The sequence below is a fragment of the Paenibacillus ginsengarvi genome, assembly GCF_003626695.1.
GTDB lineage: Bacteria > Bacillota > Bacilli > Paenibacillales > NBRC-103111 > Paenibacillus_AB > Paenibacillus_AB ginsengarvi.
In genome coordinates this window covers 178,902-199,958 of sequence record NZ_RBAH01000014.1, presented here as the reverse complement: position 1 = coordinate 199,958, position 21,057 = coordinate 178,902, and the positions used below count along the sequence as shown (strand labels likewise).

Genomic DNA, 21,057 nt, shown 5'->3' with positions numbered 1-21,057 from the left:
ATAAAAACAATCTACTGGAAAAATATTCAATATCCATATAAAATTGAAAAGTAAGGTTTCTACTTCACTTTTGTATCTGAAATGTTATCTGGGTTTTATCGATGACATTATGCAACAAACTAGCGGAGGATTTTAATGAAAAAGGCGCACGTTTGTGCAACGATGCTATGTATAGGGCTTCTAGCCCCGACCGTCTTAACGGGCTGTGATCAAACGAAAGCTCCCGAGCAACAAAAAGTTGTCAAGCTGATGTTTCTGAATGAGGAAAATTACCGTCGCGAGTATGCGAATATAGTGGAATATAAATTTCCCGAATTAAAAATAGAGATCGTTCCCTACTCGGAACTGATGCAGCCGGGTAAACAGACGATAAAATCCTATATCGAGTTTATGAATATGCATAAACCGGATATTATTACGATTTTGCCTATTCCGGGCTTGTTCGACGCGTTGATTCAGGGAGGTTATTTGCTTGCTCTGGATCCGTACATCGCGAAGCATCGGTTCGATCTCGACCAGTATGCCCCCCTTGTAACCAAACTTTTCCGCGACAAAGGACAAGGGAACGTATACGGCTTGCCTCCTTCATTTTCAACGAACGCGTTATATTACAATAAAGATCTGTTCGACAAATTGAAAATCGAATATCCGCGCAATGGCATGAGCTTTAAGGATGTGTTTGATTTGGCATATCGGTTTGCGCAGCAAGGAAACGGGGAGCCGATCGTCGGATTTTATATGAAAAATACGACCCCAAGAAGTTTTTTGCGTTATGTGGGGAATATGGAAGGCTTGCAATGGACGGATGCCGCCGGTCGTAGCATGACGATTCAAACTTCTGCCTGGGAAAAGGCATTCACCACCGTTATTGACGCATATCGCTCGGGAGCGATGTTTGACGCGTCATTACTGGAAACACAATTGCAAAACAACGAATGGAGAAAAAATTACGAGGCGGTTATCGAGGAAGCCCGAAAAAGCAGTCTGTTTGCAAACGGTAAAGCGGCTATGACCATCGATTCGCCGTTGCTTATTAATGATATTAAGCGGCTTCAACCCGATATGAACTGGGATCTCGTTTCCTTGCCAAGCCATGGTGGTCCGATACCTTCCGAATATGTAAACTTTCAAACCATTCATGCCATATCTTCAGGAACTTCTCTCGCCGAAGAAAGCTGGAACGCAATCGAACTACTACACAGCGATCAGGTGGAGAAAACGAATGCGAGCATATACGGCCTATTATTCAATAGGCTGCCTGTCAGAATGAAAAATATCGTATACCCGCAGTCCAAAAATTTCGAGGCCTTTTACACATTGGAGACAGAGGAGAAGGGCGTGGCAGAAGCGCAAACGCCTGCCGGGGTTAACAAGCTTGTCGAACAACTGTTTCCCGACCTGCTGGACAACAAATTGTCGGTTTCAGACGCTTTGCGCATCATTCAGGAACAGGGGAACGCTCTGTTGCTGCAAGATCGGGAGGCAAAAGATGAGTAGAATAAAACGCATCCGCCTGTTCGGTATGTTAATCCTTACGGCTCTTCTCCTCGCTTCTTGCTCTGGCAGCAAGCCGGAACCAGACAAACTTTCTGGAGTATTGAAAATTGCGATGATGAATTCGTTTGGCTACTATGGAACAGCCGGTAGGATATTGCCGCTCCATTTCCCAAACGTCATCTTCGATGTTGTTAACGTGGCGCCCGGCACCCCAGATCAGGTTATGGAACAGATCGACCGGTCGAAACCGGATATTGTCATGTTTGATAAGCCCGAGATCTACGTTAAGATGCTGGAACAGGGTTCCTTGTTGGACTTAAGCACCCGAATCAAACAGGATTCATTCGAGCTTGAGCAGATGCATACTCCCATAGTCCATTACCTGAAGGAAATTAGCGGTGGCGGCGTATTCGGTTTGGCTCCCGTGTTTAATAGCACCGCTATTTATTACAATATCGATTTGTTTAACAAATTCGGCATTCCTTATCCGACCGATCAGATGAGCTGGGAGGAGTTGTACCGGCTGGCCGCACGATTTCCGACCAGAGAAGGGGATACGAAAATCTTCGGCTTTCGATATTATGGGACGATCTCCGGCCAACTATTTTTGTTTGCCCAGGCTGAGCATCTCAGCTACTACGATACGTCGATGAAAAACTTGCAAATGAATACAGAGCCTATGCGGCGATTGTTTCAATCCATCATGGACTGGAACAAGAAAGGAATTGTCGATACGAACGTCACGGATCAATTTCTTACAGGCAACGTGGCGATGACTTTGGAGGACACCAATTACATAACTACACTAAAAGAGAAAGGGAGCGGCATCAATTGGAGCATCGTTACAAGGCCTTCTTTCTCTCAGGATCGCGGGATTAGCCATTCGATCAGATTGGATAATATTTATTCCATCTATGCCCAATCTCCCTCTCCGGATCTCGCCTGGCAAATCCTGAGATTTGTGAATGGAGACGCCGTTGCCCAATTGCAATTTCAATCGTTATCTTCGCGAGTATCCAAATATAGTAAGGAAAAGTCCGGCGTATCGCTGGAGCCGTTCTACAGGCTGAACATGGATACGTTCGGAACGTATGAAAATATACGTAGAAATGAACTCCCTGCGAATTATGCAGCCGACCTAAGTAAGCTGATTAATCTGAAGGCGGATGCGGTTCTAAAAGGCAAGCTATTGCCCGATGAAGCTTTGGAGCAAATTCAGACCGAGGGCAGGCAGTTACTTCGTTCAGCTAATGCTCCCTAAGATTTAACTGTACTTGGTGTTTCTAAACTTCCAGTATTGCTATTAAATAGTGCTTCTGGATCGCGGCTAATGCTGAAGCTGAATCGGCTGTTTGCATCGCGTGAACCACTCACCTATGCAGCCGGAAAACGCATCGATACGTCGGCTCCGCCCGTCTCGTGATTGCGTGCCGCGATACAGCCGCCGCACCGCTCTACAATGGCACGGGATATGGCGAGTCCGAGTCCGGTTTCGCCGTCCTTGCCTTTGACGAAACGGTGGAACAGATGCGGCAGCAGGCTGCTCGGGATGCCGTCGCCGTCGTCCGTAATGGAAATGTCGATCTGTTTTTTGCCGCGGCTGATCCGGATTCGAATCTCCTTGCGCGCATAACGCGTCGCATTCGATACGACATTCAGCAGCGCCTGAAGCAGCTTGTCCCGGTCGGCCCGGATTACTGTCCGGCGAGCCGCTTCGTCGCTGTAGTCCACCTCTACCGCCAGCCCGTTTCGGACGAGCAGCGGATTAATCCGTTCGATCGTTTCCGTAATCATCTCGGCTATCGGGACCGCGTCCATCCGGAAAATATGCTCCTCGCCGTCCAGCTTGGCGAGCAGCGTCATTTCGGTAACGATATTTTTCAGCCGGCCGCTTTCGCTAATAATAACGTCCAGCCCTTTGCGGACGTCTTCGCCTTCGAAGATGCCGTCGCGTATGCCTTCGGCGTACCCGGCTATCGACATGAGCGGGGTTTTCAGCTCGTGCGACGCATTTTGGATAAACTGCTTCTGAATCCGGTTATATTTCTCCAGTTCCTCCGCCATGTCGTACACCGTTTCCGCAACGACGCCGATTTCCCCGCCGGCCCGGATCCGCTTCACTTCGGAAAACCGGCGGTTTTCCACCTTGCGCAGCTCGCCTTGCAGCTGCATGAGCGGCTTGATCAGCTTTCTCGTAATGACGAGGCTGAGCAGGAACACGAGCGCGCCTCCGATACAAAGAACGACGAGCAGCCGTCCGAGCAGGGATTTCTCGATCGCCTGGATTTTGCTCATTGGCGTAAACAGCGTCAGCATGCCGGCGTCGATCGTTTTCGAGGCGACGAGAAATCGTTCGTCCTTGCCTTCCTGTACGATTTGCACGCCGGAGACGTTGTCCAGCTTTTGCGCGGTTATGTGTAAGGTAGAAGCGGGAAGCGTACTGTACACGATGTTGGAGTCATTATCGGTGATGACCGCATCGAAGCCAAGCACCGGAGTAAGCGTCGCCGTGATCGGCGATATGGCGACCGCGGCGGCACTCGGCTGGGTGGTCACGCTGGTTACGTTGGCTACGCTGGCTGCACCGGTTACGCCGGACATGGCCACGCTGTCGGCCTGCATATGCGTGGAAATCGTCGCGCTGGCCTGCTGCATATCGTTTTTCTGGACGGTAATAAAGTGATCCAGCAGTACAAAATGAAACAAAACGGCGATGGCCGACAAAATAAAAACGAGCAAAACGCCGAACGCCACATTAATCTGCACGAACAGCTTCATCCGCCACCCCTCCTTCCTCCGTGCGCAGCCGGTAGCCGTGCCCCCATACCGCTTCGATCGGCAGCTGCCCGATTTTTTTGCGCAGCCGCTTCAGCAGATGGTCGACGGCGCGGTCGCTGCCGAAATAATCGTCGCCCCAGACGATCGTCAGCAGCTCGTCCCGCGTAAACGCCCGGTTCGGCCGTTCGGCGAACGCCTTCAGCAGAGCGAACTCCTTCGAGGTCAAGTCCACCTCGTCTCCGCACCAGAATACGCGTCTTGCCTCAGGCATTACTTGCAGTTGCCCGTTTGTTATCGTCAGCGCCGCCGCAGTCGGGGATTCTTCGCGCTTACCGCCTTCCGCCGCCTTCAGCTTGTACGTCCGGTGAATGTGACGCTTCACCCGGGCGACTAGCTCGCGCGGGCTGAACGGCTTCACCATATAATCGTCGCTCCCGAGCTCAAGTCCGAGTATTTTATCGACCTCGGTGTCTCTGGCCGAAATCATAATGATGGGCACCTCCGCTTCGTAGCGGATGCGTCTGCAAAATTCGTACCCGTCCATGCCGGGCAGCATAATATCGAGCACCCACATATCCGGTGGCGTCGTTTTCCATAGCTCCCATGCTTCCTCGGCGCAGGATAGACCAACCGTGCGGAAATGCTCCTTATGCAAATAAGCTTGTACCAGCTCGCGAATATGTCGATCGTCGTCTACGACGGCTATGCAGTACTCGTTCATCCTTGTCACCCTCCAAGGTTATTTCCGTGTTCGTACTTATTGTACCAAAGCAAGCGGCGCACGGGCGTTCTGCCATCGTTTTTCCACATTCCATTACATGGATTGCCACAGTTTGTTTGTACACTTGGAACTGCAAGCGACAAACAACCCAAAGGAGTGTTAATCCATGATGAAAAACAAACTTTTCAGCAAAATCGCACTTTCTACCGCTTTGCTTTCGGCAATCGCCAGTCCTTCGGTGTTTGCGGAGAATGCCGGATCGCAAGCCTCCGTCAGCACGGCGCCGGCCGCTCTCCACGTAGCGGTATCCTCCGTTGCCATAACTGACCCGGTGAAGCTGGCCGAGAAGTATGCGCCGGAAACCGTGAGCGATTGGAAACAAACGCTCGAGCAGTACCGCGAAGCGATGTCGGACAAGTTCGGGCTGCCTGCCGATGGCGAGGGCATGGCATCCATCAAATCGGTGACGCTGAGCAGAGCCGCACAGGCCGCCGATGCGGACGAAGCCGGGATGGTATCGTTCAAGCTGGAATCGGTATCCGGGGAGGCGGTAACCTTAACGCCAGCCCAAACGATTACGCTCGACACGGCTGAGGCCCCGATCGGGACCGTTTCCTTGACGCCGTTTGAAATCAAAGACGGCGTAACCGCTGGGGTAACGGTGATGAGCATACCGGGCATTGCGACCGCCACTGCCGTATCCATAAGTGGCGAGGCGAAGCCGCTGACGAATGCTTTCCTGGATGGCTGGAAGGCGCTTGACGAAGCGGCACGGTCCGAGGACGGCGCGGCGATCAAGCAAGCGCTGGCGCATCAGCTTGATCTGTACAAGCAGGAGATCGCATCGCTGAAGGCCGATCCAAGCCAAGCAAGCGGCGGGCTAGCTTTGTATAATATTCAGACGGTTCCGGCGGAAACGGCTGAACCGCAGCAGTAAATCGGCGACGGATTAGGAGAAGGAGCGGAAGCAGGTCGAAGAGAAGGTTAGAATCGGAATGTACTAGATAGAAGCGAAAGCTGTCTTATGGGCCGGAAGGACCCATTGGGACAGCTTTTTGGCGTTGTAAAATTACGATTCAATACCGCAATTAATCCTGGATTAGACTATTTTCTTATAAATATTTACTATTTCGACACGATTCTACAAACATGAGTAAATGTATTTGGTACTATGCGAATAGGTATAATATTCTAGTTTTTCTATTAGGGAGGGCAGATCTGGATATTACAGGTAGGGAAGTCATGCAATCATCTTAGTTGGGAGGTATTTGTGTTGTCGCAGTCGTCAGTAGCCCGAAAATGGGTACTTTACGCAATTATGCTTTGTTTATTAGTTTCACTATGTTTTCCTGCTGCCGTTAGTAGAGCCGAGTCGGCAGGAAGCCAAAACAGTTTCACTTCCAGTTTGTCTGTTTCCCAGTTTGTTTATAACGTTTCGGGGGAAACGATTACATTTTCGCAAGGTATTAGCAAATGGGTAACTAGCCCCGATGGCCGCTACATTTATGCGATCAGCTACGATGGCTCAAGGCTGCTGTTCATAGATACGGCCGATTTCTCGGTCAAAAAAGACGTACAATTATCATCCAAACCGTTGGACATTCGCTATGCGAACGGCAACCTTTATATCGCGATTCCTGGCGATAAAAAAATTTCGGTCGTAGATACGGCCTACGGTACATCGGTGACAGGTTCGGTATACGATTATAAACTGAACAGCGGCACTAGTGCCGTCGATGCCGACGCCGATCATATTTATTATACTAGCGGAGCGACCTCCGAGCTGCGTAAAATCAACATTCGTACAGGCTTTGACGAGAAAGTGACGATCGCCGGTTACGAGCAAGCGCAATTGTTTACTTTCTGGTACGACCAGACTGACAACGTGCTATTCGTAAGTACGAATCTGGGACTGCTCAAGCTAAACGCAGCGACAGGCACGGTTATGGCCCAAAACGCCGAACTGATCTATACGGGAGCGCCCGGACCGGTGAGATCCGGCGATACGATATACTGGGGACCTTATGCGTTATCGGCTTCGGACCTTCAATTGAAGGGGAAATCCGAAGATTTTTGGACGCTTTATGCGGATGGGAACTACCAATTTACCGTGAAATCCCTATATAACCGAGCTACCGGTATTAAAATAACGGATTACGATATGGCGACCAACTTGTTTGTAGATAGCAATGGCCATATTTATGTATATTACTTTGATTTGAATGTGTTGAAAAAGTACGACTCCATAGAGTCGCTGAAGCTCGCTGACCCGCAGGGGCAAGTCCCGATATCGCTTTCAAGAGGTTCCTACTTTTACGATATGGACCAGTACTGGGGAACGATCGGGGGATATTTCGGACTCAACCCAGCAGTTGATGAAAGGTTCATTACTCATTATGTGATCTATTTTATGGACAGCGAAGGAAATAAAATCGGACAGCCCGTGGTGACCATACCTAAAAAGGAAATCCCCGGATACTGGATTCCCAATGGTACCATAGTACCGGATAAAGCTGTCCAATTCGGTATTTTCTCCAAAAACGACATCGGAGAAAGCAAACAATATGCAGTTTCCTATATTACGGATAATGTGAACGATTACTCGATCGGAATTGAAAATTTGCAAATTGCCGACAGTAATGCGGCCAGAGGTACAATCGATCTCGAGCTTAGCTGGAGAGAGAACAGGCCGAATCCGAAGTATGCCAACTTCGAAGTGTACTACGCTGACTTGTCCGGTCAATTGCTCCAGAAGGTAGCGACTGTGCCTTTGAACAAAACGCAGGACAAGCAATCGTTGTCGCTCGGCCATGTTGCGGACAATACGGCCAAACATATTGCCGTCAAATTTAAACGGAAGGACGGCACGTATTTCGAAAAAATCACGTATATGCCGATTGCCGATAACGTTGCGGACGAACCGGTTTCGACAGCCGTCGGAGCGTCCGGGGCACCGGCGGATCTATTGTGGCCGGGATGGCTGCTCCATCAGGATACCGATAAAGAAGCGGGATATCTCGGAGGACGCTTGCAATGGCTCAGCCCTTACGGTTCCAGCAATGGAATAACGTCGTTCATCGCTTATTTTCTCAATGATAACGACGAGCGGATGCAGCCGATTTTGGAAACGACGACGTCTGCTTTTAAAGATAACACCATGTTCGGCGATTTCCTTCCGTTCCTGAATCCACATACGGCTATTCCCAAAGGAGCGGCGAAAATCGGGGTGTTTGCCAAAAACGAGCACGGCGAAAGCGAGACGGGCCTGATTCGCTCGATCTGGGACTCCCCGTTTGCCCAAGCAGCCCAAGTACGGCTGGTCGACGATAATCCATTGCGAGGAAAGACCGAGCCGAGGTTGACGTGGGTTCCGAGCGGCGATGAGAAGGGGATCGAGAAGTACCAGGTTCTGTTTATCGGAGAATCGATGAATGTAATCGAATCAGCAAAAGTTTATGAGGTCGACCGGAACGATATACATGCGTATGAGTTGAAAATCGACGTGGCGGATATCCCTGCCGGAGCTGTAAATTTGAGCGTGATGCCGGTCAATCGATTCGGTGAGTGGCCGCCGACTGATCTTTTTCACTCTATGACATCCGTGTACGACAATACCGCGTCAGAATCGCTCAAAACGTTGCCGGTTAATATGAACTTGCGCTCTCCGTCGTTTGTAGCTTTTAACGACGAAGACGGCGATGTGGATGAGATCGGTGGAGTCCTGTCCTGGTATGATTATAATAGCGATACGAACATCAAAGGCTACAACATCTACTTCCTGGACAAAAACGGGAACAAACTGAGCAATGTGGCCCGTACGGGTCGTTCGGGCTACATCTTTGTGCAAATTCCGATGAATACCCGGATGATCGCGGACATGCAGCTAGGCGTTTACGCATGGAACGGGAGAGAAGAAAGTGCAACCCCGACCATAGCGAAGCTGTTCGATAGAACGTATAGCCCGGCATTGAAACCGGAGCAAATCGTTGCAGTTAACAAGCTTCTTGAAAAGAGCGCGACGATTACCGTGAACGGTTTGATAAAAGGCGACGAAATAAAAGTGTATGGCAATAGTACGATACCGTATCCGATGGCATCCAAGATTTCCGAAGGAGATTCCGTCGTCATCCAGGTCCCTTCGTTCGAGGCGCCGGCAGGATCGGTATATGTGACGGTGAAACGGGAGCAAGTTATGATGCTGGAAAGCACGCGAGTCGCCAAGCCGTACGCAACTGTGGGAGGCGGCGGAGGTGACGGAGGGCCGATTGACCCCGGAACAGGGAATCCAGGAACAGAGAACCCTGGAACCGGCAATCCGGGAACGGAAAACCCGGGAACGGAAAACCCGGGAACGGAAAACCCGGGAACAGAGAACCCGGGAACAGAGAACCCCGGAACGGGTAACCCGGGAACAGGGACCCCAGGAACAGAGAACCCCGGGACAGGTAATCCGGGAACGGAAAATCCGGGGGCGGGCAACCCAGGAACAAACAATCCCGGAACAAGCGCCCCAGGCCCGATTGGCGGAGGAGGAGCACCATCCCCATCCACTAACGAAACGCCGCAGCCGGGAACGTATACGCCTGTTACCAAAAGTGAAACGTCTAACGGCAAAACGTATGCCGTAGCCGAGCTTGATGCGGCCAAGCTGGCGGAAGCGATGAAGCAAGCCGGCCAGCAGGGCGGCAAAGCGGTGATCGATCTGAAGGATGCGGAAAACGCCAAAGTCGTTATCCCGGCAAACGCGTTCACCGGAGCTTCCGCCGAGTCGGGAGTAGTTCTGTCCATTCGCAGCAACAACGTCGCATACGAGCTGCCGATCGGGCTGTTCGATACGGCGGCGATCGCCAAGCAGCTTGGGATTGAAGCGAAGGATGTCCAAATTACGGTGACAATGGAGCAAGTGACTGGTGCCGCAGCTGAACAAATTTCAGCTCAAGCGCAAAAAGAAGGGATGACGCTGCTCGCCGCTCCCGTGGAGTTTACGATTACGGTCGGCGCGGGCGAGAAGTCGCAAAGCATGAACGACTTCGGGAATACGTTCGTATCCCGTACGTTTACGCTGACGCAAGCGGTGGATGCATTGCGGGCAACCGCTGTACGGATCGATCCGGTCACGGGCGAGCTGCACTTCGTCCCGGCCGTGTTCGCCACGGCGAACGGTCAGACGGAGGTACGGATGATGCGTCAGGGCAACAGCGTTTACGCTGTAGTGGAAACGAAGCCGAAGACGTTCGCCGACCTGCAGGGACACTGGGCGAAAGCAGATATTGAGCTGCTGGCGTCGAAGCTGATCGTTAAGGGGGCCTCGGCTGACGCGTTCAAGCCCGATCAGTCGATCACGCGGGCGGAGTTCGCTTCGCTGCTCGTGCGCGCACTCGGGATCGCCGAAGAGAAAACGGGCCGTACGGCCTTCACGGACGTGCCGAACGACGCGTGGTTTGCGGGCTCCGTAGCGGCTGCGGCCAGCAAAGGGCTGGTCACCGGCGTCGAGGAGAAGCGTTTCAGCCCGAACGAGTCGATCACCCGCGAGCAGATGGCGCTGATGATCTCGCGCGCTCTTGCGATGACCGGCAAGAAAGCGTCGGCATCTTCCGACAAGCTGATGGTTTTCGCCGATCGCGGAACGATCTCCGCCTGGGCGCAAGCTGCCGTTGCCGAAGCGGTGCAGGCGGGCCTCATGAATGGCGTCGATGCCGACCGGTTCGCTCCGGCCGAGCAGGCGTCACGCGCGCAAGTCGCGGTTTTGCTGAAACGGATGCTGCAGTACGCCGGATTTATGAATTAACGTTGCGGGGGCTCTATTTTCACGTAGAGCTCCCGTTTTCATCATATATTCATGTTAAGGGAGCACTGGTATGCATTCTTTTTTTCGCCGCGTCTGGACATACAGATTTCATTATGTGTTGATAGTACCCGCTCTTATATGGATACTCGTGTTCAAGCTCCTGCCTTTCCTTTTTGCCACTAGAGTGCCTTTTATCCACTTTCAATTACATAAGGGAATCATCGGCAGCGAATGGGCAGGAATGAGCAATTTGACGAAGATGTTCGCCAATCCGGCCTTTCGGAGCGCGTTTATGAATACAGTTCTGATCAAAGGCGGCTATATTCTCATATGCGCTGTCGCGGCTCTGGTCTTGGCGCTTGCGGTCAGCGCGCTTCGTTCCAGAAAGCTGCGGACCGCCTTGACGACGCTGTTACTCGTCCCGTATTTTATTCCTTCGATCATTTTTGCGTATATGGCGCTGGTGTTGGTCTCTTCTACGCAGTCCCCGCCGCTATCCATTCAAGGGCTTGTGTGGGGAGATGTGCGTTTATTCCAGCCGATGCTGATCTTGCTGGAAGTGCTGAAAACATGCGGAATTCCGGTAGTGATCGCTTTAGCGGCTATCGGCTCGAGACATGCGGCAGTACGGCAGCGGGAGGGAGAGGCGATTCCAAGCTTCGTCCGGATGAACGTCATTCCTGCTACCCGGGCTATTACGGCTTTTATGGTTTTGCAACTCTCTACGCTGTTGACTACGAATTTTGAGCTGATCCACTTGCTTAACAATCCCCTGGTCAGGAGTGTTGGAGACACACTGGACATCTATATGTTCCGGGAAGGAATGATGGGCTTAAACGTCAGCGGAGCGGGAACAGTATGGCTCATCCAATTCATCGTTCAACTGTTGTTGACAGGATTGGCTTACTTTTTGATCCGGGGCGCGTTTTTGAAAGACTTATTTAGCGGTTATGCAGACACTAATGAGCTGCAAGATGTGCAGAAAGGCGGACGGATAGTCGGTATTGCAGTTTCGGTGTTGTTTGCGCTTATCGCGCTCGTGCCGATGTATTTCCTGTTCATCCATCCATTCACGGTCCAGTCCAATTCAGGATATAGTTTGGCAGCATTGTTGGAAAGAAGCAATTTTACGTTGTACCTCGTGTTCAGCATGGCGGCCGCAATTGCAGGTCTCCTGATGACGGTGGCCTTGGCCTACCCGATGACCGTTCCGGATTTGCCGGGACGGGGGCTGTACAAAGGATTTCTTATCGCGGTTATGCTGATGGGATCCGGTACTGCTATGCACGAATATTTACTTGCCGGCAGCTTGGGTATGCTCAATACGATTTTTCCGACGATGTTATTCGGCATCTTAACCGTTATTCATGCATTCGTGCTTAGTGCGATATTCAACAGCAAATATGCCGATTTGAAGCAGCAAGCTTCTGCGGAAAAGAGAGGGGAGATGCGAACCTTTTTCTCTCTGTTTATATCTAAAGTGTGGAAGCCTCTGCTTACCTTGGGCATGCTGCAGTTCGTCTCGCTCTGGAATTCCTACTACAGTTCATTCTTGTATATAGCGAACAAAGATCGATTTTCGCCGATCACGCAGATTTGGTCTTTATTGTCCAGTGCTGATCCGAAACAGCGCATACCGCTTGGCGATCCGCTCCTTTTGCAATATGGGGCGATAGTGGCGTTGTTACCGCTAATCCTGCTGATCGTGTTCCGGAAGTGGCTAACGTCCGAGGTGCTGCTCGGCGAAATTCGAAGATTATAAATGAATACCCCGCCTTAACGAGTCGTTAGAGCGGGGCCTTTGACATCTACGGAATAACAATTTCTTTATTCGCCTTATCCTCGGCGTTCCGCAGCGCGGTATTAATGTCGGTGCCGTTCACCATGACGTTTTTGACCACTTCGCCGGTCAGCAGGGCGTTAATTTTCGGATCGTACTTGGAAGCTTCCGGCAAGGGGGATGGCGTCACCTTGAAAATGGACTGCAAGTTTTTCCCTTTGTACACGTCGTTATCGGAGCCGTATACTTTGCGGATTTCGTCGTTTTTGAGCACGGACAGGCGACCGGCTTTGCTCAGCTTCGTCTGCATGTCGACACTGAGCAGGCTTACCAGCACCTGGTAGGCGGCCTCCCTGTACTTGCTCGACTTGTTGACGACGACCATATGGAAGTCGACCTCTTTACCAAGTCCGGGTTTGTCGCTGTACCGGGGATGGGTGGTCAAATCCCACTTGAACGCATCTTTCGTGCCCGCTTTCGTGAAATACGTATTGATGGCGGCAATCCAGTTCGGGTAGATGGCCATCCGCTGCTCCTTGAAGAACAAATCGGTGGACAGGCTGTGGTTGCCGTTCTGCAAATAGCCGGGAATCGCGTAAAACTGCTTCAGCAGCGCAAACACCTGGGCGTGCTGGTCAGTCGTCAATTTTGATTTGCCGGAAGCTTTATCGAAGACGGGAACGCCGTACTGCCAGTACATTTGCCTAAGATCCGGCGGCATGACGCCGATGTAATTCGTTCCGGCGTCGGTACGGGTCAGCTTCTTGCCCAGCTCGAGCAGCTCATCGTACGTAATGCCTTCCTTCGGATAAGCGACGCCGAATTTATCGAAAATATCCTGGTTGTACACCATCGCGCCATAGTTCATGGCAAACGGCATGCCGTAAAACGCCTTTTGATCGCTAAGCTTCTGCACCTGCTGGACGACGGACTGCTCCATCTGGCCGATATTGATGCCGTACGTTTTGATCATCGGGTTCAAGTCTTCGGGGATGTTCGCTTCCAGAATGGTAGCCAGTCCGGGGTTGCTAACTAGCACGAGATCGGGAGGGGTTCCTGCGGCGAGCAGCTTGTCGAGTCCGTCCACTGCTTTGACGAGGTTGATCTGAGGGTATTTGGCTTTCATCGGGTCCACGAAAAACGCTTTAAACTGATCGTCCGTCATGCCGCTGCTGACGTCGAGTACGAGCAACTCGGCAGGGCCTCCCTTGTACTCGGTTGCCGCTTTCGCGGCTTCGGGCGAAGCGGCCGGCTCTGCCGCCGGTTTTTGCTGGTTCTGGCTGCATGCGAGTAAAGAGCCCATGATGACGGATGCGAGCGTTAGCGATGAAACGGCGCGAAGCGTGTTCAACGAAACCCCTCCCAGGTCCATATAATGGCACTATATTGGAAACGCTTACGAAATATTATTGCATAAATTCGGTCTCTCCACACGAGAATTTTTTCCTATATTCGTCCCTCGCAGGTTCAGCTTTTTTGTCGGGAAAAAACGAAACCCGCCTCTCGCTGGGAGGGCGGGTCGAAACGTTTTAAGGAATTACGATTTCTTTGTTCGCCTTATCTTCGGCATTCCGCAAAGCGGTATTGATATCCGTGCCGCCAACCGTCACGCTTTTGACGATCTCGCCGATGAGCAGGGCGTTGATTTTCGGATCGTATTTGGACGCATCCGGCAGTGGGGACGGCGTCACTTTAAAGATGGATTGCAAGTTTTTCCCTTTGTAAATGTCGCTGTCCGAGCCGTATACTTCGCGAATGTCTTCGTTTTTGAGCACCGACAGGCGTCCGGCCTTGCTCTGCTTCGTCTGCACATTCTCGCTCAAGAGACTGAGCAGAACCTGGTACGCGGCTTCTCTGTATTTACTGGATTTATTGACGACGGCAATGGCAAAGTCGACTTCTTTGCCGAGTCCGGGACGGTCGGGGTAGCTCGGATGCGCCATGACGTCCCATTTAAACGAGTCTTTGGTTCCCGCCCGGGTAAAAAACGTAATCATGGCGGCGACCCAGTTCGGATACATCGCCATTCGCTGCTCTTTGAAAAACAAATCGACGGAGTGGCTGTGATTGCCGTTCTGCAAATAACCGGGAATCATGTAAAACTGCTTCAACAGTGAAAAGACTTGCGCATGTTTGTCGGTCGTCAGCTTTGCTTTGCCGGTAGCTTTATCGACGATAGGTACGCCGTATTGCCAGTACATTTGCCTGAGATCCGGAGGCATGACGCCGATATAGTCGGTTCCGCCGTCGGTGCGGGTCAGTTTTTTGCCCACCTCCAGCAGCTCGTCGTAATTGAGCGTTTCCTTCGGATAAGGAACGCCGAATTTATCGAAGATATCCTTGTTGTATACCATTGCGCCGTAGTTCATATAGAAGGGCAGGCCGTAAAACGCTTTTTGATCGCCGAGCTTTTGCATTTGCTGTACGACGGCCTGCTCCATCTGACTGAGGTTCACGCCGTACGTCTTGATCATCTGCGTCAAATCTTCGGGAATGTTTGCCTCGAGCACGGTGGCGAGGGAGGCGTTGCTGACGAGCACGAGATCTGGTGGTGTCCCAGCCGCGAGCAATTTGTCCAGCGTATCGGCCGATTTGACGAGATTGATTTGGGGATACTTCGCTTTGATCGGATCGACAAAAAACGATTTGAATTGCTCGTCCGTTGTGCCTGTGTTTACATCGAGCACGAGCAGCTCGGCAGGTCCCCCTTTGTATTCGCTCGCGGACGGCGGATTCGCTGTCGCCGGCGTCGCCGGTTGATCCTTTTTCGTCCCTGAGCTGCAAGCAGCAAGAATGCTCGTCATAACAAGGGCAAGCGCGAGCGATGTTGCGATGTGCGGCTTTTTCAATAAAAACCCTCCCCCGATTTGTAGAAAATGACAGCGTTTTCATCTTTCTTCTATAGCAGAAGCGAAAGCAACCTTATTTTGGCATACTTTTTTGCTCGGCGTCGGCCAAATATTTCCTGCAAGTAGTCATTTTCACGATTATGAACGGGGAAAAAAGCCGCAGGGAACAAAAGGGCCGCGGGGATGCCGCCCAAAAAAGAATGCAGGCTACCGGTAACCGGCAGCCTGCCTGTCTTAACTGAAAAATCGGATGGCCGTCTCCGTCTCGGGCTCGCTAAGGCGAGTGCCCAAAACCGCCTTGTATAGCGGCGAACGGTCGTAGCTTAGGCTCTTCATTTCGATTCGCCCATCTGTAATCGTCATATAGTGGGCCGTCTTCGTTGGATCATCCTTGCGGCGGTACGAGATGCTTCCCGGGTTGAGCCACAGGTCGCGATCGCCGAGATAGTGAATGCATCTGCGGTGCGTATGGCCGAAAATAAGCCTTCTGTTCGCCGAATCCCGCACGTCGCCGGACGTTTGCTGCTCCCAGAACGTTTCGAACTGAGGCAAACTTACGATCGTATCGTAATCGATGTACATATGCTGCATGCTGTAAGCGGCGCCGTCCATCATGAAGGAGACGGAGAGAGGCAGCGACTCCAGAAAGGAAGCGTCCTCTTCGCTTAGCAACCGGGCGTTGTGATGCCTCCACTTTAGCTCCTCGTTCGGGATGCTCCACAGTTCCTCGCCGCTGCGATAAGCTTTGGCGACGGCCCTGTCGTGATTGCCCTGCACGATTACGACGCGGCGCTCGCGAACCCAGGCGAGAACTTCCCGGGGAAAGGGGCCGTAGTCGACGAGATCGCCTGCGCAGTATACGATCTCGCTGTCGCTTTCCGCCTTCCAGATGGCTTCCAGCGCGTAAATGTTGGCGTGAATATCGGAGATGATCAGTGCTTTCAAGCGGCTTACCTCCAAAGTTGGCGGCGGTGCCCCGGCGGCGGTTCGAAGGGAAAGGGCTTTCCCGCTTCCGTCACTTCGAGCCTTGGATCAACTTGTTGATCTCCTCATCCGCCTCGCGCAGCGCCGTATTGACGTCCTTTTGTCCTTCGTTGTACAAGTCATATTGGGCCATTAAAATTTTGCGCGCGTCCCGGTAATATTTCGAGAAGGCCGGAGCCGGGGACGGCTTGCTTTTGAAAATTGGGCTCAGGTCAAGCGATCCGAGCATCGGGATGTCGGCTGCGAGCTGCTTTTTCAGCTCCGGATTTTGCAGCGGCGACAGCCGGGCGAATTTGCGCGCGGACAGCTTCTGCACCTCTTCGGACGTGAACACCTCGATAACCTGCATCGCCTGATCCTTGTACTTGCTCTGCCGGGAAATGAGCATGTAGTGCGCGTCCACGTAGCCGTACACGTTCGGCTGTTCCTTGAAGCTCGGGTATTGGGCGACGCCGACGTTCAAACCGTTCTTGGCGGCATCGGTCAGCTTGGTCAGCAGATTGACCGTACCGTACATGGCGACCCGCTTGTTTTTGATAAATTCGTCGTTGCCGGTCGATACGTTGCCGGGAATGGAGTTGATGCGGTGGCCGAGCTCGAACACTTTTTTCCACAAGTCGTTATTGACGGTAGCTTTTTCTTTCCTCATATCTACAATATCCGGAGACAGGGCGGATGACAAGCGGGAAATGTGCTCGTAGCTGAGTCCGACATATTGCACCGCCCCGTCCTTGCGCGTCAGCTTCTCGGCGAGCTGGGCCGCATCGTCCCAGGTCATGCCGTCCTTCGGATAACCGACGCCGAACCGGTCGAACAAATCTTTGTTATAGTAGAGCGCATTGAACTGCGTCGAATACGGCAAGCCGTACAATTCGCCTTTATCCGAAATGACGCGGAGCGCATCCAGATAAACGGGATCGAACTGTTTCAGATCGATTTTATGCTTGGTAAGGAGAGGGGTTAAGTCCATGAGCAGATTAAACGGGATAAAGTCGGTCACGTAGCCGTTAAATTGGGTCAGCAGATCAGGCACGACGCCCGAGGCGATAATGTCCGCCAAGTTGCCGCTCAGCGGCTCCAGCGTAATGTACGGATATTTTTTCTTGAGCGGCTGGACCAGCAGTTGGTCCCATTCGTCGTCGCTGATCGCCTGGCCTTTGAATACGGTCAGCTTGACCGGATCGGTACTGATCGGCTCGGCTTCCTTCGGCGCCGGACCCGGCGTCTTGACGGCCTGCCCGGCTGGCTCGGCTTGCTGACAGCCGGCCAGAGCGGCGGCGAGAGCGAGCATACAGATTGCTGCGGAGCGCATTTTTTTCATATTCATAGCGATTGTCCCCCCGGATTGTTGGTCATGGTTCGGACTAGAAGCCGCCAAGGCCGAATTCGACGCCCTCGGTTATTTCATCCTCCGGCAGATGGCCGACATAATTGACGAACTTGATCTGCGTATGGCCGTCCCGGATGTCTACGGCGGATATCGCGGCATGGGCCTGGCTGAACAGATTGTGGTCGCATGGCGGACTGCCTGCGAGCAGTGTCAGCAGGATGGAGCCTAACGCGCCGTGGCAGACAATCGCTATTCGGACGTCCTCATGCTCGTGCCGCTGCAGCAGATGGCGAATGGAATCTTCAGCCCGCTGGTATGCTTGCTCACGGGTTTCGTTCGTTAGCGGCTGCCACCACTGGTCCGGCCAATCGAAAGGCTGATCGGCAGTAAAAACGCCGAAACGTTCGCGCAAAGCGCCGAGCGGGACATGGTTCGGGTGCTCATGGCGGAGCCGGTCCTCGGCGGACCACCCAATCGTTTCGCCTGCGGCCAAGCGTTCCCGGATACGCGGCCAGCCGCGCCGGTCGGTTTCGCTTATGGCAGGCCATACATGCCACGGAACGCCCGTCTGCTCGTAAATGGGCCGCGCCGTTTCCAGCGTCCGCTGCATCGAGCTCGAATACAGTCTGTCGACGCCCCACTTCTTCATTTGGGCGCCGACGCGCTCCGCCTGGACGAGTCCCCGCTGCCCGAGCGGAGGGTTCGGGCCCCCGTCGTAGCCGGGCTCCTGGCTGGCAGGCTGGGCATGACGAATGATATACATACGAATCACAGGCTATCGTCCCCTTTATCGCTTGAATGTGCACACTCCTTGGAGCGCCTGATTGCTGCTATCGTAGCGCATTTGAAAAGGGTGAATCTGTACAAAATATTGCGAATCTTTATGTTTTCTTAACGTATTTTGCTTAGTTTTCGGCCGCCGCGTTTGCTATAATTTGATTAGGAACAGGCACAAGCGAGGTGGGAAGCGGTGTCTTTATCGAGCACGAATATAGTCGACCACTATACGTACAGCGACGATGAATTTGTATGGTCTTATTCGCACAAGAACGGCCCTTATAACATAAGGGGCCACGTACACGATCAATACGAGGTGTACTTTTTGTTAAGGGGGCAGCGTTCATATTTTATTAAAGACCGCGTGTACCCGGTTGAACAGGGCGATTTTGTGTTTATCCCCAAATTTGTGCTGCATCGTACGCAGTTTGCCGGCGCACTCCAGCATCAGCGTATCGTGATGAATTTTACCGACACGTTTCTGGAGCGCTCGAGGGCGGGCAATTCGAAGCTGGATCTGCTGAAGCCGTTTCACAGCGCCAATCCGACGCTGCGCCTCAAGGGAGAGGACCGTGACTATGCGGAAGCGCTTTTATTCCGCGCGATTTCGGAGCTGAGAGCGGGCTCGGACGGGTACGAAATGTGCCTGAAGGCGCTGGCCGTCGAGCTGCTCGTGCATATTGCGAGATGCACTGGCAAATACGCTCAGGAGGCGCAGCCCATCGATTCGCCGCTGCACCTGAAGGTGGCGGAAATCACCCATTATATCGAATCCCATTACGCCAAGCCGTTGACGCTGGCGCACCTCTCGGAAACGTTTTATATCAGCCCCTACTATTTGAGCCGCGTTTTCAAAGACATATCCGGCTTCTCCTTTGTCGATTACGTCAATTATGTGCGCATCAAGGAAGCGAAGCTGCTGCTTCGGGAAACCGATTGGAAGGTGCTGCGCATCGCCGAGCGGGTCGGCTTCGACAGTATCGCTTATTTCGGCCGCGTGTTCAAGGAGACGGTTCATCTGTCTCCGAACCAGTACCGCCGCATGCATACCGGCACTCCATCCTGACCGCTGACTATGGCGAGTCGCGGCTATCGCCTGCCGGTAACTTGCCGTGTGAAGGTATGATGAAGCTTGCGGCGATCCGCTTGTAAGCGGTGGCTATTGCGCTCATAATGAAGACGGTTGTCATTCAGGAGCAGGAGGGACACGCAAGTGACAAAGCTGAGAGTAGCCGCCGTAGGGACGGGCAACATTTTCCGAAGCATTCATTTGCCGGCATGGCTGGCCAATCCCGAAGCCGAACTGGTGGCGGTGTGCGACGCTTACAAAGCGGGAGCGCAAAAAATCGCCGATGAACACGGCATCAAGGACGTGTACGAGGATTACCGGGACGTCATCGCCCGGGACGATATCGACATCATCAACGTTTGTACGCCGAACCTGTACCATTCCGAGGTTGCCATCGCCGCGCTGCAAGCCGGCAAGCACGTCTTTTGCGAAAAGCCGGATGCGATCAATCCTGCGGAAGCGGTCAAAATGGCCGAAGCCGCCAAAGCCTCCGGCAAAGTGCTTATGGTCATGCGCAACAACCGGTACCGTCCGGTATCGCAATTTTTGCGCACCTACGTCGAGAAGGGCCACATGGGCGAAGTGTACACCGGCCGCTGCGGCTGGCTGCGCCGGCGCGGCATTCCTGGCAAGGGCGGCTGGTTCACGACGAAGGAGCTGTCTGGAGGCGGCCCGCTGATCGACCTCGGCGTGCATATGATCGATCTGGCCGTCTGGATTATGGGCAATCCGAAGCCCGTAGCCGTAAGCGGCTCCGTATATACGAAGTTCGCCGGCACCGAGCTGTCCGATTCGGTTCACAGCTCGTTTGGCAGCAAGCAGGAGAACGGGACGTTTGACGTCGAGGATTTGGCGACGGGTTTTATCCGCTTCGAAAACGGGGCGTCGCTGCAGCTTGAGTTCAGCTGGGCTTCGAATGTCGAGACGGAAGGGCGGTTCGTCGAGCTGCGCGGCACGAAAGCCGGCTTTAGTCTGTTCAACGACGATCTGAAGCTGTTCACCGAGATCGAAGGAACGCTGTGCAACATTACGCCGCAGCTGCCGAAAGATCCGGGCGGCCACAAGGTGAACATCAACCACTTTGTCGACGTTGTGCAGGGCCGGACGGAGCCTACGTTTACACCGGAGCAGGGCGTCGATATGATCAAAATTTTGAGCGCAATTTACGAATCTGCCGTGAGCGGCCGGGAAGTCCGTCTGGACTGACGGCAGCAGAGCGAATAGCTGCGCTGCGTTGGCGATACGCCGCTTGCTCCCTGGAGGGCAGGCGGCTTTTTGTTAACGCCTCAGCTTGGCGGCGGTGGGCGGAAGCGAAAGTTCCGCTATAGCTGGCAGGGTGCCGTTGTCCGGGGTGATAGAGGAAGCGGAAGCGAAAGTTCCGTTAATGAGGGCGCTGCTCGCAGGTGGGCAGGGGAAGCGGCAGTTGGTAGACATCCGACTCCGTCATTCGCTGCGGTCGACAAAACCACAGGCGCGGGCGTTTC

At 52.9% G+C, this 21,057-nt stretch carries 15 protein-coding genes; 8 read left to right on the top strand and 7 right to left on the bottom strand.

Annotated elements, in window-relative coordinates; translation table 11 throughout:
- Positions 1-135: 135 nt before the first annotated feature.
- Positions 136-1,497 carry an ABC transporter substrate-binding protein gene (locus tag D7M11_RS19825; RefSeq protein WP_120748981.1) on the top strand — a complete coding sequence of 454 codons (1,362 nt, stop codon included), beginning with the start codon at positions 136-138 and terminating at the stop codon, positions 1,495-1,497.
- Positions 1,498-1,609: 112 nt separating this feature from the next.
- A complete protein-coding gene (locus tag D7M11_RS19820; protein ID WP_158606731.1) occupies positions 1,610-2,758 on the top strand; it encodes an extracellular solute-binding protein in 1,149 nt (382 codons plus the stop codon).
- A 113-nt stretch (positions 2,759-2,871) separates the two neighbouring features.
- On the opposite strand, the gene D7M11_RS19815 is transcribed toward D7M11_RS19820, so the two are convergent.
- Together D7M11_RS19815 and D7M11_RS19810 are read right to left on the bottom strand one after the other, a co-directional pair.
- Positions 2,872-4,275 carry a sensor histidine kinase gene (locus tag D7M11_RS19815; RefSeq protein ID WP_120748979.1) on the bottom strand — a complete coding sequence of 468 codons (1,404 nt, stop codon included), beginning with the start codon at positions 4,273-4,275 and terminating at the stop codon, positions 2,872-2,874.
- On the bottom strand, positions 4,253-4,996 hold the full coding sequence (locus D7M11_RS19810) for a response regulator transcription factor (RefSeq protein WP_120748978.1): 744 nt from the start codon (positions 4,994-4,996) through the stop codon (positions 4,253-4,255). Before D7M11_RS19810 ends, D7M11_RS19815 begins: the two co-directional genes overlap by 23 nt.
- 166 nt (positions 4,997-5,162) lie before the next feature.
- Here D7M11_RS19810 and D7M11_RS19805 point away from each other — a divergent pair, with 166 nt between their 5' ends.
- The 3 genes from D7M11_RS19805 to D7M11_RS19795 all read left to right on the top strand — a co-directional run bounded on the left by D7M11_RS19805 (position 5,163) and on the right by D7M11_RS19795 (position 12,546).
- The gene (locus tag D7M11_RS19805; RefSeq protein WP_120748977.1) at positions 5,163-5,933 is read left to right on the top strand and encodes a hypothetical protein; all 771 of its coding nucleotides are present in this window, start codon (positions 5,163-5,165) and stop codon (positions 5,931-5,933) included.
- Between the two features lie 468 nt (positions 5,934-6,401).
- The gene (locus tag D7M11_RS19800) at positions 6,402-10,784 is read left to right on the top strand and encodes an S-layer homology domain-containing protein (protein WP_120748976.1); all 4,383 of its coding nucleotides are present in this window, start codon (positions 6,402-6,404) and stop codon (positions 10,782-10,784) included.
- 292 nt (positions 10,785-11,076) lie between these two features.
- Positions 11,077-12,546, top strand: coding sequence for an ABC transporter permease family protein (locus tag D7M11_RS19795; RefSeq protein ID WP_147433465.1), 1,470 nt, complete (start codon positions 11,077-11,079; stop codon positions 12,544-12,546).
- 46 nt (positions 12,547-12,592) lie between these two features.
- Here D7M11_RS19795 and D7M11_RS19790 read toward each other — a convergent pair whose 3' ends face one another.
- A complete protein-coding gene (locus tag D7M11_RS19790; RefSeq protein WP_420818436.1) occupies positions 12,593-13,690 on the bottom strand; it encodes an ABC transporter substrate-binding protein in 1,098 nt (365 codons plus the stop codon).
- 37 nt (positions 13,691-13,727) lie between these two features.
- Between D7M11_RS19790 and D7M11_RS38130 the strand changes: the two genes are divergently transcribed.
- Complete coding sequence (locus D7M11_RS38130) at positions 13,728-13,940, top strand: AgrD family cyclic lactone autoinducer peptide (RefSeq protein ID WP_147433463.1); 213 nt, start codon at positions 13,728-13,730, stop codon at positions 13,938-13,940.
- A gap of 153 nt (positions 13,941-14,093) precedes the next feature.
- On the opposite strand, the gene D7M11_RS19785 is transcribed toward D7M11_RS38130, so the two are convergent.
- From D7M11_RS19785 to D7M11_RS19770, 4 genes are all read right to left on the bottom strand, one after another.
- A complete protein-coding gene (locus tag D7M11_RS19785; RefSeq protein WP_120748973.1) occupies positions 14,094-15,413 on the bottom strand; it encodes an ABC transporter substrate-binding protein in 1,320 nt (439 codons plus the stop codon).
- Positions 15,414-15,647: 234 nt separating this feature from the next.
- Positions 15,648-16,358: a metallophosphoesterase family protein gene (locus tag D7M11_RS19780; protein WP_120748972.1), complete on the bottom strand. Its 711-nt coding sequence runs from the start codon at positions 16,356-16,358 to the stop codon at positions 15,648-15,650.
- A gap of 70 nt (positions 16,359-16,428) precedes the next feature.
- Positions 16,429-17,724, bottom strand: a complete 1,296-nt coding sequence (locus D7M11_RS19775; protein ID WP_120748971.1) for an ABC transporter substrate-binding protein — start codon at positions 17,722-17,724, stop codon at positions 16,429-16,431.
- 37 nt (positions 17,725-17,761) lie between these two features.
- Positions 17,762-18,490: a histidine phosphatase family protein gene (locus tag D7M11_RS19770; protein ID WP_240041222.1), complete on the bottom strand. Its 729-nt coding sequence runs from the start codon at positions 18,488-18,490 to the stop codon at positions 17,762-17,764.
- A gap of 207 nt (positions 18,491-18,697) precedes the next feature.
- Here D7M11_RS19770 and D7M11_RS19765 point away from each other — a divergent pair, with 207 nt between their 5' ends.
- Together D7M11_RS19765 and D7M11_RS19760 are read left to right on the top strand one after the other, a co-directional pair.
- Entirely contained in the window at positions 18,698-19,570 is an 873-nt protein-coding gene (locus D7M11_RS19765; RefSeq protein WP_120748969.1) for a helix-turn-helix transcriptional regulator, read from the top strand.
- 147 nt (positions 19,571-19,717) lie between these two features.
- On the top strand, positions 19,718-20,779 hold the full coding sequence (locus D7M11_RS19760) for a Gfo/Idh/MocA family protein (RefSeq protein ID WP_120748968.1): 1,062 nt from the start codon (positions 19,718-19,720) through the stop codon (positions 20,777-20,779).
- Positions 20,780-21,057 lie beyond the last annotated feature (278 nt).